The sequence below is a fragment of the Microbispora sp. GKU 823 genome (assembly GCF_002027145.1).
GTDB lineage: Bacteria > Actinomycetota > Actinomycetes > Streptosporangiales > Streptosporangiaceae > Microbispora > Microbispora siamensis.
In genome coordinates, this window is the sequence record NZ_MWJN01000058.1 from 20,336 (window position 1) to 34,347 (window position 14,012).

At 71.9% G+C, this 14,012-nt stretch carries 12 protein-coding genes; 8 read left to right on the forward strand and 4 right to left on the reverse strand.

Annotation, left to right across the window (positions count from 1 at the left end; genetic code table 11):
* Positions 1-35: 35 nt before the first annotated feature.
* The 7 genes from B1L11_RS26925 (at position 36) to B1L11_RS26955 (ending at position 9,398) form a co-directional block, all read left to right on the forward strand.
* The gene (locus B1L11_RS26925) at positions 36-1,022 is read left to right on the forward strand and encodes an ABC transporter substrate-binding protein (protein WP_256862918.1); all 987 of its coding nucleotides are present in this window, start codon (positions 36-38) and stop codon (positions 1,020-1,022) included.
* Positions 1,016-1,969, forward strand: a complete 954-nt coding sequence (locus tag B1L11_RS26930; protein ID WP_179155337.1) for a carbohydrate ABC transporter permease — start codon at positions 1,016-1,018, stop codon at positions 1,967-1,969. The genes B1L11_RS26925 and B1L11_RS26930 overlap by 7 nt, the downstream gene beginning before the upstream one ends.
* Positions 1,966-2,847, forward strand: coding sequence for a carbohydrate ABC transporter permease (locus B1L11_RS26935; protein ID WP_218671340.1), 882 nt, complete (start codon positions 1,966-1,968; stop codon positions 2,845-2,847). Before B1L11_RS26930 ends, B1L11_RS26935 begins: the two co-directional genes overlap by 4 nt.
* 140 nt (positions 2,848-2,987) lie before the next feature.
* Entirely contained in the window at positions 2,988-5,570 is a 2,583-nt protein-coding gene (locus B1L11_RS26940; protein ID WP_079317294.1) for a CBM35 domain-containing protein, read from the forward strand.
* A 127-nt stretch (positions 5,571-5,697) separates the two neighbouring features.
* Entirely contained in the window at positions 5,698-7,599 is a 1,902-nt protein-coding gene (locus B1L11_RS26945) for a P-loop NTPase fold protein (RefSeq protein WP_143737582.1), read from the forward strand.
* Positions 7,596-7,922, forward strand: coding sequence for a hypothetical protein (locus B1L11_RS26950; RefSeq protein WP_079317296.1), 327 nt, complete (start codon positions 7,596-7,598; stop codon positions 7,920-7,922). Before B1L11_RS26945 ends, B1L11_RS26950 begins: the two co-directional genes overlap by 4 nt.
* 141 nt (positions 7,923-8,063) lie before the next feature.
* Positions 8,064-9,398, forward strand: coding sequence for a glycosyltransferase family 4 protein (locus B1L11_RS26955; protein ID WP_079317297.1), 1,335 nt, complete (start codon positions 8,064-8,066; stop codon positions 9,396-9,398).
* 49 nt (positions 9,399-9,447) lie between these two features.
* Here B1L11_RS26955 and B1L11_RS26960 read toward each other — a convergent pair whose 3' ends face one another.
* From B1L11_RS26960 to B1L11_RS26970, 3 genes are read right to left on the reverse strand one after another with little or no spacing between them, the layout of a single operon-like run.
* Positions 9,448-10,716, reverse strand: a complete 1,269-nt coding sequence (locus B1L11_RS26960; RefSeq protein WP_079317299.1) for a cytochrome P450 — start codon at positions 10,714-10,716, stop codon at positions 9,448-9,450.
* A gap of 1 nt (position 10,717) precedes the next feature.
* Entirely contained in the window at positions 10,718-10,918 is a 201-nt protein-coding gene (locus B1L11_RS26965) for a ferredoxin (protein WP_079317301.1), read from the reverse strand.
* Positions 10,915-11,532: a TetR/AcrR family transcriptional regulator gene (locus tag B1L11_RS26970; RefSeq protein WP_079317303.1), complete on the reverse strand. Its 618-nt coding sequence runs from the start codon at positions 11,530-11,532 to the stop codon at positions 10,915-10,917. Before B1L11_RS26970 ends, B1L11_RS26965 begins: the two co-directional genes overlap by 4 nt.
* Before the next feature lie 127 nt (positions 11,533-11,659).
* Here B1L11_RS26970 and B1L11_RS26975 point away from each other — a divergent pair, with 127 nt between their 5' ends.
* Complete coding sequence (locus B1L11_RS26975) at positions 11,660-12,778, forward strand: sensor histidine kinase (protein WP_143737583.1); 1,119 nt, start codon at positions 11,660-11,662, stop codon at positions 12,776-12,778.
* A 139-nt stretch (positions 12,779-12,917) separates the two neighbouring features.
* Here the strand turns inward: B1L11_RS26975 and B1L11_RS26980 are convergent, their stop codons facing one another.
* A complete protein-coding gene (locus tag B1L11_RS26980; RefSeq protein ID WP_256862917.1) occupies positions 12,918-13,895 on the reverse strand; it encodes a sugar kinase in 978 nt (325 codons plus the stop codon).
* Between the last annotated feature and the right edge of the window lie 117 nt (positions 13,896-14,012).

The window sequence follows — 14,012 nt, forward strand, 5'->3', positions numbered from 1 at the left end:
GCTCGCCCCCCCCGCTCAAGGACATCACCGGCATCCTGAACGGCACGCGGTACGCCGCCCTGGTCACCAGCCCGGCCGTCGAGGGCGTCTACTACAACAAGGAGGTCTTCGAGGCCAACGGGATCACCGAGACCCCGAAGAACTTCGACGAGATGGTCGAGCTGGCCCGCAGGCTCAAGGCCAAGGGCGTCACCCCCTTCTACGAGATGGCCGGCGACCGGTGGGCCACCCAGTGGTGGGTCCAGGTCCAGCTCGCCGACGCCGCCAAGGACGGGCTCTGGGACAAGATCAACAAAGGTCAGGAGACCTTCTCCAGCCCGGTCGTGCTCGACGCGATCAAGAAGTACAAGTCGCTGATCGACGAGGGACTGTTCAACAAGGACATCAAGACCGCCAGGTTCGAGGACCAGGGCAAGGCCCTGCTCGACGGCAAGGCCGCCATGGTGGTGCAGGTCAACTCCTTCTTCGGCCAGCTCCAGGCGACCGCCGACACCGCCACCCTCGACAAGAGGATCGGCTTCTTCCCGATCTCCCCCAGCGGCAACGTCGGCACCTTCATCCCCGACCAGTCCAACGCCCTGGTGGCCTTCAAGACCGGCGACGCCAAGCGCGAGGCCGCCGCGCGCCAGCTCCTGTCGTTCTGGATGGGCCCCGGCTACAAGGACTTCATCGCCGACCGCAACACGGTCTCCCTGGAGACAGACGTGCCGAGCCCGGCCTCGGTGCCCAAGGCGCTGCAGCAGGTGCACGACTCCCTCGGCGAGGCCGTCGGCTCCATGCAGGCCCTGGCCGTGGCCAACCCCGACCTGTACATCAACCTCGCCGACATGATCACCGGCACCATGACGCCCGAGCAGGTGGCCTCCACCACCCAGGAGCAGTTCGCCCAGCTCGCCAAGCGCCGGCGCGGCCGGTTTCTGACGCCCGACGACTCGCGCCCACCGACAGGCCCATCGACAGGGCGCGGAGGCCGCGGCTCGCCCCCGTCTCCGCGCCCGGCACCTGAGGACATGCCATGCTGACTGCCACGGACACCCCCGTCCCGGACCGGCCGCTCGCGCCGCCGCCCGCCCCGCGCGGTCCCGCCGGCCGCACCCGCCGCAGGCCGGACCGGACCCACCCGATGTGGTTCATGGCCCCGGCGTTCGCGATCCTGCTGGTGTTCTTCTTCCTGCCGACCGCGTTCAACTTCGTGTACGCGTTCACCGACTGGTCGGGCTTCAAGAGCGCCATCAGGCCGGTCGGGTTCGACAACTTCGCCGACCTCGCCTCCAGCGGCACGCTGTTCTCGGCACTGCGCATCACCGTGGTCTACGCCGTGCTCGTGGCGGTCTTCCAGAACCTCTTCGGGCTGGGCCTGGCCCTCCTGCTGGAGCGCGACACCTGGGTCAACCGCACGCTGCGGGTCTTCTTCCTCATCCCGGTGCTGATGTCCGCCCTGGCCGTCGGCTACATCTTCCAGGCCCTGCTCAAGCCCGAGGGCAGCCTCGACCAGTTGCTGTCCCAGATCTTCCGGCAGCACATCGACTACGCCTGGCTGGGCGACACCCGCTGGACGATCGTCGTGGTCGCCCTGGTCCACGCGTGGAAGTGGATGGGCCTGTCCATGCTCATCTACCTGGCGGGGCTCAAGACGATCCCCGAGGAGATCATGGAGGCGTCCCGCATCGACGGCGCCTCGCGGTGGCACGCGTTCCGGCGCCTGCGCTTCCCGCTGCTCGCCCCCGCGATCACGTTCAACGTCGCCACCGCCCTGCTCGGCTCCATGAACGGCTTCGACATCGTGCAGGCCACCACCGGCGGCGGTCCCGCGCGGACGACCGAGATCCTCAACATCTTCATCTACCGGACCTTCGGGCAGGGCCTGTTCGCCCAGGCCACGACCATGAGCCTGGTGCTGTTCCTGCTCGTGTCGCTCATGGCCTTCCCTGTCATCCGCATCCTGCGCAAGCGCGAGGAGATCCTGTGACGCCGCACTCCCCCGCCCGCCGGCACGCCTCCTCCATGACCGGCTCCGTGGCCAGGGGCACCTCGTTCCCGACCCGCCTGCAGCCGTTCGCCGCCACGGCGCTGGCACTGGTCACCATCGGCATCCCGCTGTGGCTCGTCGTGGCGACCGCCGGCAAGTCACGGGGCGAGGCCCTCATCCCGAACCTCACCCCGCCCACCCACTGGCACCTGCTGGAGAACCTGGGCGAGGTGTGGAGCGAGGGCGAGGTGCCCGCCGCGTTCTTCGGCAGCCTCCTCGTCGTCGTGCCCGCCGTCATCGGCGCCCTGATCTTCGGGTCGATGGCGTCCTGGATCCTCGCCCGGCGCGCCACCCGGCTCAACGCCGTGCTGTACGCGCTCGCCATCAGCGGCATCATCCTGCCCCCCGCGGTGGTCACGGTCGTGCTGCTGCTGCGCCAGCTCGGCCTGGCGGGCAGCGCCGTCGGGATGATCGGCGTCTACATGGGCATCTACATGTCCACCGTCATCTTCTTCGTCACCGGCTTCGTCCGCACCATCCCCACCTCGTTGGAGGAGGCCGCCCAGATCGACGGTGCGGGGCCCGTGCGCGTCTTCTTCCACGTCGTCCTGCCCCTGCTGCGGCCGGTCCTGGCCACCGCCACGATCCTCGTCTGCCTCTACGTCTGGAACGACGTCTTCTACGCCTTCTTCGTGGTCGGCGGCCGCCTCGACACCCTGCCGCTCAACCTCTTCCGCGTCGCCGGCGCCGGGCTCTACCTCAACAACTGGCACCTCATCTTCGCCTACGTCATCCTCATGAGCCTGCCGCTCGTCGTGGTCTTCGCCGTCGCCCAGCGGAAGATCATCTCCGGCATCACCAGCGGCGCCGTGAAGTAACGACCGCACGGCGCCCTTTCACCTCCGATCCCGGCGGTGCCCGTCGAGCCCGCCGTACCACCCCCCTCCGGGGCGCTCGCGCGTCCCGGTGACAGGAGAGGACACCCATGCACCGACAAAGGTCATTCCGGCGTGCCCGCGTGACGGCCGTGACCGCGGCCCTCGCCGCGGCCACCCTGACCGCCGGGCCGCTCGCCGGCCCGGCCGGCGCGGACACCGCCGCCGCCGACGTCGTCCAGGTGGACTTCGGGCAGCGCACCGGTCCGGTCCACGGCGGCGCGACCGGCATGCTGTACGGCCTGTCCGACCCGGGCGTCCCGGGAGATCCCCTCGTCGCCGGCGCCCGGCCGCGTACGGTCGCCCAGAAGGCCCCGGACGGCGACCAGCACCCCAACGGCGACGCGCTCAAGATCGCGGATGGCTTCTTCGCCGCGGGCGGCGAGGAGATCGTCGTCTACATGCAGGACGTCTACAGCAAGTGGCCCTACGAGAACCTCGGCATCGACGACTACCTCGCGAAGGTCGACGCGATGGTGCGCAAGGTCGTCACGGAGCGCCCGCGGGACAAGGGCAGGTTCGTCTGGGTGCCGTTCAACGAGCCCGACGGCATCTGGTACCAGAACTGGTCCACGATGAAGCAGAAGTTCTTCAGCGACTGGAAGGCCGTCGTCGAGCGCATCCGCTCGATCGACCCCGGCGCCCGCATCGTCGGGCCGAACGAGGCCGCCTACAACCCCGGCCGCCTGCGCGACTTCCTCACCTGGGCCAGGGACGACACCTGCGGCGGGAAGAGCTGCCTGCCGGACATCATGGCCTGGCACGAACTGTCGCGCGGCAGCCTCGCCGCCTATCGGGGCCACTATGCGAACTACCGGCAGATGGAGCGCGACCTCGGCATCGGCCCGCTGCCGATCAACATCGACGAGTACGGCAACCGGCGCGACATGTCCGTCCCCGGCCAGATGGTCCAGTGGATCACCATGTTCGAGGACACCAAGGTCGACGCCGACATGGCGTTCTGGACCTACGCCGGCAACCTCTCCGACCACGCGGTGCGCACCCGCCAGGCCAACGGCGCGTGGTGGCTGCTCAAGTGGTACGCGGACCTGACCGGGCAGACGGTGAAGGTCACCCCGCCGCAGCCGGACGTCCCCGACACGGTCCAGGCCGTCGCGGCCGTCGACCCCTCCGTACGGCGGGGCACGATCCTGGTCGGCGGCGGCGCCGCGCCGGTCCGGCTCGACCTCTCCGGGCTCGACTCCGCGGTCTTCGGCACGCAGGTCGACGTCGTCGTGTCCAAGACGACCTGGTCCGGCTACGAGGGCGACGCCGTGCAGCCGCCGGTCGTCGCGGCCACCCGGACCACCCTGCGCGGCGGCACGCTGCGGGTGGACCTGCCGGGCGGCGACGTGATGGCCGCCTACCGGGTCACGATCGTCCCGTCGAGCGGCGGCGCGCCCGCGACCGACGCGCCGTGGAGCGTCTCGGTCGAGGCGGAGTCGGCCACGCTCACCTCGGCCCAGGCGTACGACCAGGACACCACCGCGGACCCGCAGCTCTACGCGACCTCCGGCAAGCGGGACGTCGGCTCCATGAACAAGGCAGGCTCCGCCGTCACGTTCCCGGTCACCGTGCCGCGTGACGGCCGCTACCGCCTGGGCGTCTTCCAGGGCGCGAACAAGGCCCCCGGCAGGCACGCGCTGTTCGTGGACGGGAAGCTCGACCAGGTCGTGCAGTACTCGGCCGACCTCGGCTGGACCTACCGCGGCCGCACCGACGTGGAGGTCGAGCTGACCGCCGGCACCCACGAGCTGTCCCTGCGCACCAGCGCCGACGGCACGACCCTGCTGCCGGGCAGCGACATCACGCTGGACAGGTTCGACCTCACCGAGGTCACCGGTCCCGAGCGGGCGGCGTACCCGGCCGACGAGGCCCGGCTGTCCGGCGGCGCGGGCATCACCCGCGAGGGCAAGGGCGCCGCCGTCACCCTCGGCGGCGGCGCCCGCGCCACGTTCTTCGCCGCGGTGAGCGAGGACGGCTACTACGACCTGACCTTCTCCTACAAGGCGGCCGGAGCCGGCGACCTCGACGTCCGCGTCGACGGACGACGGATCGACGGTGTGCGGGCGACGCGCCCCGGTGAGGCGGCCTCCCGGGCCCGGGTGTATCTCCCGGCCGGCGTCTCGGTGGTCGAGGTGGGCGGCCCGGCCGGCCTGCGGCTGCGCGGCCTGACCACGGTCAGGGCCGCGGAGGCGGACGCGGCGGTCCACCGCGTCGAGGCCGAGCAGACGCAGCGCGCCGGAACGGCCCGCGTGGTCACCGTCCCGGCCACGAGCGGCTCGAACGCCTCCGCGGGCACCTATGTGGGCGACATCGGCAACGGCGCGGGCAACACGCTCACCCTCACCCGGCCCGGCGGTTTCGGCCCCGGCGAGTACGTGCTCGTGGCGCACTACGCCAACGCCGACAGGAACACCGGGCACCCCTACAACACCGACGTCATCAGCCGGTTCCTCGACATCACCGAGAAGGGCGGGGCGACGACGCGCGGCGTGTTCCGGCACAACTACGCGTGGGACAACTTCTGGTCCCAGGCGACGCCGCTCACCCTCACGACCGCCTCCGGGGCGCTCGTCCTCGGCAACGCCACGGCGTACGCGCCCAACCTCGACCGCTTCGAGCTCGCGCGGCTCGTTCTGGAGGTCGACAACACCGCCAAGTGACCGGAAGGGCCCGCCGTGCCCGTCCACGGCGGGCCCTCCTTCGCCGCGCCCCACCGGCCGTACGGACGACCGGGGCATGGTGGGTGAGAGTGCCGCATGTCCTGCCGGGGCGTAGGACGATGTGACCATGAGCACTCCCCCGGCTTCCACAATCGAGCAGGCCGTCGCCGACATCAGCGACGAAACAGGGGCGGTCAGGGGCGCCGGCGTGCTCGTCGCCGCGGATCTCGTGCTGACGTGCGCGCACGTGATCGCCCGTGGAGGGGAGAAGCAGCCGGAGACCGTACTGGTGGGCTTCCCGTTCCTCCGCACCGGGCCCTTGCGGGCGAGTGTCCACTTCTGGGCGCCGCACGTGCCCGGTTCGGAGCCCGGAACCGGGGACCTCGCCGTCCTCCGGCTGGAAAGGTCGTTGCCGCCGGACGTCCGGCCGGTCGAGTTCGCCGCTGTCGCGCCGCCCGGCCTTCAGGTCAGCGCCTACGGTTTTCCGGGCGGCTACCCTGATGGGCGCTGGGCGTCCGGGCGCACGGTGGGAAGCCTGCCGAACGGCGCCGTCCAACTGGAGGCCACCGACAGCACGGGGTTCACGGCCGGCTACTCCGGAGCGCCCGTCTGGAGCCCCGAACTCGGTGCGGTGCTCGGCATCCTCTACGCGGTGGACGGTCCAGACGGCAGAGCCGGGTACATGAGCCCGGCTTCCGCTCTCGCCGAGACGTGGCCGGAGTTCGACGCCGTCATCCGCTCTGCTCGGGAGCGAGCCGCCTCGGTTCCCGAGGACCGGCGCAGAAGGCCCGGAGAGTTCGCGCCCGGCGGGCGGGAGCGCACGCAGTGGGTCAGCGACGCGCCGGCCGACCACGACGTGCTCAGGCGGACCGCGCTGGCGAACGTGCTCGCCAGGCAACTGCGGCACGCCCGGACGGAGACCCCCGACGTGTCGTTCCTGGTGCACGTCGACGGTTCATGGGGGACGGGCAAGAGCACCCTGCTCAAGCTGCTCGCCCGCGAACTGCACAGCGATTCGATCGTGGCCTTCTTCGACACCTGGCGGCACGTGCGGATCGAACCACCCTGGTGGGCGCTGCTGATCACCATCCGAAAGGCGGTCGTCCAGCACAGGCCTCGCTGGCGGCGTCCCTTCTTCCTCCTGCGAGAGCTGCTCGCGCGTGTCCGCCGTGACGGCGCCCCTCAGGTGCTGTCGGGTCTGCTGCTGGTCGGCGCGGCCCTCCTCACCGCGTTCCTGTTCAGGGCAGGCGTCATCACGGTCCCCAGTGTCGGACCGACGTTGACGACCGTCACCACCGTCGCCGGAGCGGCCGGCGCGCTGTGGACGGCCGGGATCCTCGTCAGCAGGTACGCGATGTGGGGATCCGCGCGCAGGGCCCGCACCTTCGAGCAGTCCCACACCGACCCCATGAACGACGTCGCCGAGCACATCGCGTGGCTCGTGCGTCACGCCGGCCGGCCCATCGTGGTCTTCGTGGAGGACCTCGACCGCTGCAACGCCGACTACGTCGTGAACTTTCTTGATTCCGTCCAGACGCTCGTCCGCGACGTGCCCGAGCACTGGCGTCGGCCCGTACGCCGCACTCCCGACTTCCATGCCCCGAGCTTCGTCGTCGCGATGGACGGCGCCTGGCTGCGCTGCGCCTACGAGAACGCCTACGAGACGTTCAAATCGGCCGTCGCCGAGCCGGGGCGCCCCATCGGCTACCTGTTCCTGGACAAGCTCTTCCAGCTCAGCGTCCCCATGCCCAAACTCGGCGGGGCCGGCCGGGACCTGTATTTCGGCGGGCTGCTCGGCGTGAGCGTCGCGGCGCCTTCGCCGCCCACCGCGGACCAGGTCCGGGCGGCACTCACCGCGAGCAGTGACGAGATCGAGGTGCTGGAGACCCTGGCGAAGGCCGAGCCCCGGGTCCGCGAGATGGTGGCCTCACAGGCGGTCGAACGGATCCTCGACGCCGACGTACAGGGCCTATCCCACCACGCCCTCGCGAAGTTCTCCCGGTTGCTGCACAGCAACCGCGCGCGATGAAGCGGTTCGTCAACACCTACACCGTCCTGCGTGCCGTACGCGTCCTGGAGGGCAGCCTGGTGCCGACCGACACCCTCGCGCTGTGGACTCTCCTTCGCATCCGATGGCCGGAGCTGGCGGACTACCTGGAGTCGTATCCCGGGGCCATCGATCAGATCATGGAGGGCTCCGGCGCGCATGACCTCCCCGAGTCGCTCCGGGAGCTGGCCGCCTCGCAGGACCTTCATGAGGTGCTGTGCGGTGTGCCGGGGGTGACGCTCACGCCGGACGTGATCCGCGCCTGTTCCGGAGCGGGCGACGACCTGGCACCGCTCCGTACGTAGTCACCGGCGGGCGGCTCACGCTCCGATCGTCTTCGTCGCGCGGTGCGCGGGCGACGAGGTGACTTGCATCCCACTGCCGCCGCAGGCCGGGAGCCCGGGACGGTCTTGGCCGCGCGCGGCGCGAGGGACTAGGTTCGCGCCGTGCCCACCGCTGATCATCTCTCCCCCGGCCTCCGCGTCTACGCCGTCTGCTCGGAGGTCCCGCCCGACGTCGTCGGCGGGCTGGGCCGGTACGCCGAGCGAATCACGGACGCCCTGGGTGACGCCGGGGTGCCGGTCGTGCTCTTCGGCGCCACGGCCCGCCGCGGCCGGGCGCCCGGACGGAACGCCGGGGTGACGTCACTCTGCACCGCCTGCCCCACCCCCGGCTACGGCCCGCGCGAAGGCTCGGTCCTCCCGCCGGGCGTACGGCGGCTCGTCAGGGTCGCCGGGCTGCTCGCGTTCAACGTGCGGGCGGCCGCCCGGATCCTCCGGGCCGAGGCGGGACGGACCGGGGCGGTCGTCGCCGTGCACGACTGGATGGGCTGCGTGGCCGGGATCCTGTGCCACGTGCTGGGACGGCTGCCGGTGGCGTTCCACGTGCACACCCGCGAGCTGAACGCCCACGCGGGTGATCAGAACGCGCCGCGCCGGTCGGCGTACGCCGTCCTCCTCGACCTTCTGGAGACGGCCCAGGCGCGGACGGCGCGCCTGATCCTCGTGCCGAGCGCCCGCATGCGCGACGACCTCGCCGCGCGCGGCTGGCCGGCGGACCGGATGCTCGTCGTGCCGCACGGCTTCGAGGAGCCCGGCCTGCTGCGGCTCGCCGGACTGCCGGACGACGAGCGCGACCGGGCCCGGGCGGAGGTGCGGCGGCGCTACCTGCCCGGCGGGCAGGGCCGGCTCGTCGTGTTCGCCGGGCGGCCGTCGCCGCACAAGGGGGTCCACACGCTGATCCGGGCGGTGCCGCGGGTCGTCGCCGAGCACGGTGACACGCGCTTCGTGCTGGTCGGCGCCCAGGCGCCGCAGACCGGCGACGCGGCGGCGGTGGCCCGGCTGATCGAGCGGACGCGGACCTCCGGGCACGTGGTCGCCGGCAACCGCTTCCTCGCTCCCGCCGAGGTGTTCGCGCACTTCCTGGCCGCCGACGTCTGCGTGTTCCCGTCGGTGTACGAGCCGTTCGGCCTGGTCGCCGTCGAGGCGATGGCGCTCGCCCGCCCGGTGGTCGTCGGGCCGGGCTACTCGCCGGAGGTGGTCGGCGACGGCGCCGTCCGCTGCGTACGCGACGACCCGGGCGAGCTGGCCGCGGCCCTGCTGCGCCTCCTCGACGATGCCGAGGAGGCGGACCGGCTCGCCCAGCGGGGGGCCGCGTACGTGCGGGAGCGCTACAGCTGGGCGCGCACCGCCCGGCGCACCCTGGCGGCGTACGCCGACGCGGCGGCGTACGGCCGGAAGGCGTCGCGGGTGCGCCGGGGCGGGTCCGCGCCGGTGAAGTGATCGACGGCGGTCAGGACCCCACCGCTTGGCCTTCGCCGCCTCACGGTGGTCAGCCGATGCGGAGCGGGAGCGTGCGCGGTCCCCGCACCTGGCCGGGGGCCCAGGTCACCTCAGAGGGGTCGGCGAGGCCGAACACGGGGACGCGCTCCAGCCAGACCTCCAGGGCGACCCGGAGTTCCATGCGGGCGAGGTGGGAGCCGACGCAGCGGTGGATGCCGAGCCCGAACGCCGCGTGCCGGTTGATCTCGCGGTCGATGATCACCTCGTCGGCCCGGTCGAACTGCGCGGGATCGCGGTTGGCGGCCGGGAACGACAGCAGGACCCAGTCGTCGGCCCTCATGTCGACGCCGCGCCAGTGCATGTCCTCCTTGACCAGCCGCGCCATCGTGACCGGCGCGTACGCCCGGAGGAACTCCTCCATCGCGGTCGGCAGCAGCGCCGGCTCGGCGACCAGGCGCTCGCGGTCGGCCGGGGTCTTCGCCAGGTGCCACAGCGAGGCGCCGATCGCGCTCCACGTCGTGTCGATCCCGGCGATGAGCAGCAGGGCCATCGTGCCGGCCACGTGCGAGGGGTCGAGCTTGCGGCCGTACAGCTCCGCCTCGATCAGGTAGGTGGTGAGGTCGTCGCGGGGGTTGGCGACGTGGTCGCGGATTTGCTCCAGGAGGTAGTCGAACAGCTCCCCCATGTGCGCCATCCGCTCCTCCGGCGGGAGGTTGACGCCTTCGAGCGCGTGCTCGACGAACTCCCGGAACCGCGGCCCGTCCTCCGGCGGGAAGCCCAGCATGTCGGCGATGACCCGCATCGGGATGTGCTGCGCGTAGTCACGGGCGGCGTCGACGATCTCCGCGCCCTCGAACCCGTCGATCAGCGAGTGGCAGAACGCCCGCGCCGCCTCCTCCCGCTTCGCCACCTCCTTCTTGGTGAACGCCGGGAGCAGCAGCTTGCGCGCGTCGTGGTGGAACGGCGGGTCGGAGGAGATCGGCGGCACGGCTCCCACCGGCGCGATGTCCCTGGGCGGCCGGTAGTTGCTCATGATGATGGCCCGGGAGGAGAAGTGCTCGGTGTCGTAGGCGATGGCCGCGACGTCCTCGTACCGCGTCGGCAGCCACCCGCCGCCGAACCTTTCGGTGTGCGCGATCGGGCAGCGCTCCCGCAGGTCGTCCTGGATCGGGTACGGATCGGCGGCCCACTCGGGCTCCAGGTGGGAGAAGTCGGTCGCCCAGTCGGAGACCGGGCCGGTGATGATCTCGTTGCGAATGCCGAGGGGCTCTTCCCGTGAGTCGCGGAAGTCGCGGACGAAGCGATCGTCGACGGTCATGTCAGGCCTCCTCGACGAGGACGATCGCCTTCTCCGGGCAGTTGGAGGCCGCGACCCGCGCCGCGCGCTCGCCGCCCGGCGGCACGAGGCCGTCGCCGGCGACCTGGCCGTAACCCTCATCGTCCTCGGTGAACAGGTCGGGCGACAGGTCGTAGCAGCGGCCGTGTCCCTGGCAGCGCGCGGGATCGATCTGCACTTTCACTGGTGCTCCCCCTTGTGGTGGGTGGGGTCGGTCGGGGCGATGGCGGTGACGAGACGGGTGAGCAGGGCGCTCCACTCCTCGTCGCCGACCGCGTGCAGGTCCGGCGTGAGGAGCGCGCTGCCCATCGCGAGCAGGAGGCAGAGATGGGCGACGGCGCCGGGCGACAGCGCCGGGTCGATCTCGCCGTCGTCCTGTGCGGTGCGGACGAGCCCGGCGAGCCAGCCGGCCCGCTCGCCGACGTAGTCGTGCATCGGGCGGGCGACATCCTCGTCTCGGCGGGCCGCGACCAGCGCCTCGACGATCAGGGAGCCGCGCGCGTCGGGACGGCGCGGGAGGCGGCGGCCCACGGCGACCAGCAGGTCCGCGACTGGCCGGTCGGGTTCGGCGGCCAGCAGGTCGGCCAGCAGCCGCGGCCCGTGAGCGCGCAGCGCGGCCACGATCAGCTCGGCCTTCGAGCCGAAGTGCGCGTACAGGGCGCCGTTGCTCACCCCGGCCGCCGCGGCGATGTCGGCCACGCGCGTGCCGTCGTACCCGCGCCGGGCGAACACGTCGACGGCCGCGCGCAGCAGCCGTTCCCGCGTCTCGGCGGCGGTGACACCCGCGATCCGGCCCACGACGGAAATTAAATGGTTGTTCATTTGATTGCGTCAAGACCGCCATCATTGACGGCGCCATGGGCAGGCCGGCGTGACGAACACCGGGCAAAAGCCGCAAACTAGCATTATGTGGGACAAGTGGGGCATGCCTCGGCATCGCGACTGGTTCGTGGACGCGGCCCTCGCCGCGGCCGTCATCGCGTTCACCGTCCCCACCACGCTCATCGGCTACAGCTTCTCCCTCTGGGGCGGTGCGCCGGACGCGCTCGAGATCGCGACAGGGGTGATCACCGCGGCGGCCATGCTGGTGCGGCGCCGCACCCCCTGGCCCGCGGTCGTCGCCTCGGCGGCGTGCGCCTGCGTCACCGGGCAGGTCGTGCCGATGATCCTCGCCGTCTTCTCGATGACGGCGGAACACCGGGTGCGCCGGTGGCAGTACGTCGCCCTGGCCCTCTCGGTGGTCTACGCCGTCGTCGACTACCGCAACCCGCACACCGACCATTCGGTCTACCTGAACGTCGTCCGCGCGCTGACCCTCATCTACCTGCCCGCGGCGGTCGGCACCTGGGTGTACGCCTACCGGCGGCTCATCCGGGAGCTTCGTGTCGGCGTACGCGAACGCGAGGAGATCGCCGCCTCCGAGGAGCGCCGAAAGATCGCCAGGGAGATGCACGACACGGTCACCCACGCGGTCACCGCCATGGTGCTCAACGCGGGCATGGCCCGTGACGCCACCGAGCCGGGCGAGATCCGGGATCTGACGGCGACCATCGAGGACAAGGGCGTGCAGGCGCTCGGCGAACTGCGGCAGTTGCTCACCGTGCTCCGCCGAGAGGACGCCGACCTCGCCGAGGGCACCGAGGCGATCGCCCGGCTGGTCGGCGAGGCGCAGGCGAGCGGGCTCAAGGTCGATCTCCGCCTCGACGCTCCCCCGGGGGCGCTGCCGAGACAGGTCTCGCACGCGTGCTATCGCCTGGTGCAGGAGGGGCTCAGCAACGTGCGCAAGCACGCGCCGGACTCCCGGGTGCACGTCACCTGCGAGGTCACCGGCGACCAGGTGGCCGTCTCCGTGGTCGACACGCCGGACCGCGGCGACCCCGGCGGGAAGACGGTCAGGGCCGCGCCCTCCCTCGGCGGCGGGTACGGCCTGGCCGGCATCAGGGAGCGCGTCTCCCTCGCGCAGGGGCGGTTCTTCTCCGGGCCGACCCCCGAGGGCGGCTTCATCCTCGCCGCCCGGCTCCCCCTCCGGTCGCCGCACGGCTGAGGCGGCGGGGAGCACAGCGGCTCGGATCATGAGCGATGCTGATCGCAGGCGACTCGGATCATGAGCGATGCTGATCGCGGGCGACTCGGATCATGAGCGATGCTGATCGCGGGCGACACGGATCAGCGGGCGACGCAGATCAGCGGGCGACGTCCTCCCGCCGGGTGAGCAGGCCCAGCTCGGCGCGGGTGGGCATGCCCTCCCAGTCACCGGGGACCACGCATGCGAAGGCGCCCGCTGCGACGGCCGTGTCCAGCCGGGTCTCCGGCGGCGCCCCGGCCAGCAACTCCGCCAGGTATCCCCCGACGAAGGCGTCCCCCGCCCCTACCGGGTCCATGACCTCCACCGGCACGGCCGCGCGGGTCAGCCGCAGCCCGTCCACCAGCGCCGCGCAGCCCTCGGCGCCTCGTTTGATCACTGCCTGCGCGGGGCCCAGGTCGGTCAGCGCGGCCGCCAGATCCAGCGGGTCCTTCCTCGGGGCCACGAACAGCTCCGCCTCCTCGACTCCGGCGAAGACCACGTCACTGGCGGCCAGGACGTCCCGCAGCGCCTCCCCCGCGCGCTCGCGCGTCCAGAGCCTGCCGCGGTAGTTGACGTCGAAGGAGACCGTCACGCCGTGGGCGCGGGCCAGCCGTACGGCGTGGGCCACCGCCTCGGCGGCGGAAGCGGACAGCGCAGGGGTGATGCCGGTGACGTGCAGCAGCGAGGCCCCGGCCACGACGTCCTCGGGCACGTCGGCGGGGGCGAGGCGTGACCCCGCACTGCCCGTCCGGTAGTACCAGACGTTCAGCGAGCGGCTCGTCCGCCTCTCCTTCACCATCAGGCCGGTCGGCGCCGCGCCGTCCACGACGGCACGTACGTCCAGGCCCTCCGCCCGAAGCTCCCGCTCCACCAGTTCGCCGAACCCGTCTGCCCCCACCCGGCCGATCCAGGTCACCGGCACGCCGAGCCGCCGCAGCGCGATCGCCACGTTGCTCTCGGCTCCGCCGATCCCGACGGCCATGCTCGGCGCGTGCGCCAGCGGCCCCACGCGCTCGGCGGTGAGCAGTGCCATGGTCTCGCCGAGCGTGACGACGCGCGGCCCGGCCGCGGGGTGCGTCCCGTGCTCTGTCTTCACGCGCTGCTGCTCCTCCATACGGGGACTCGAACGGCGTTCCGGGCGCTGGACGGAACGATATTATGGGCGCTTCAGTGGGGTCCTTGAGGATGGGGAGGCTCGCAAAGTGGCTAGGCG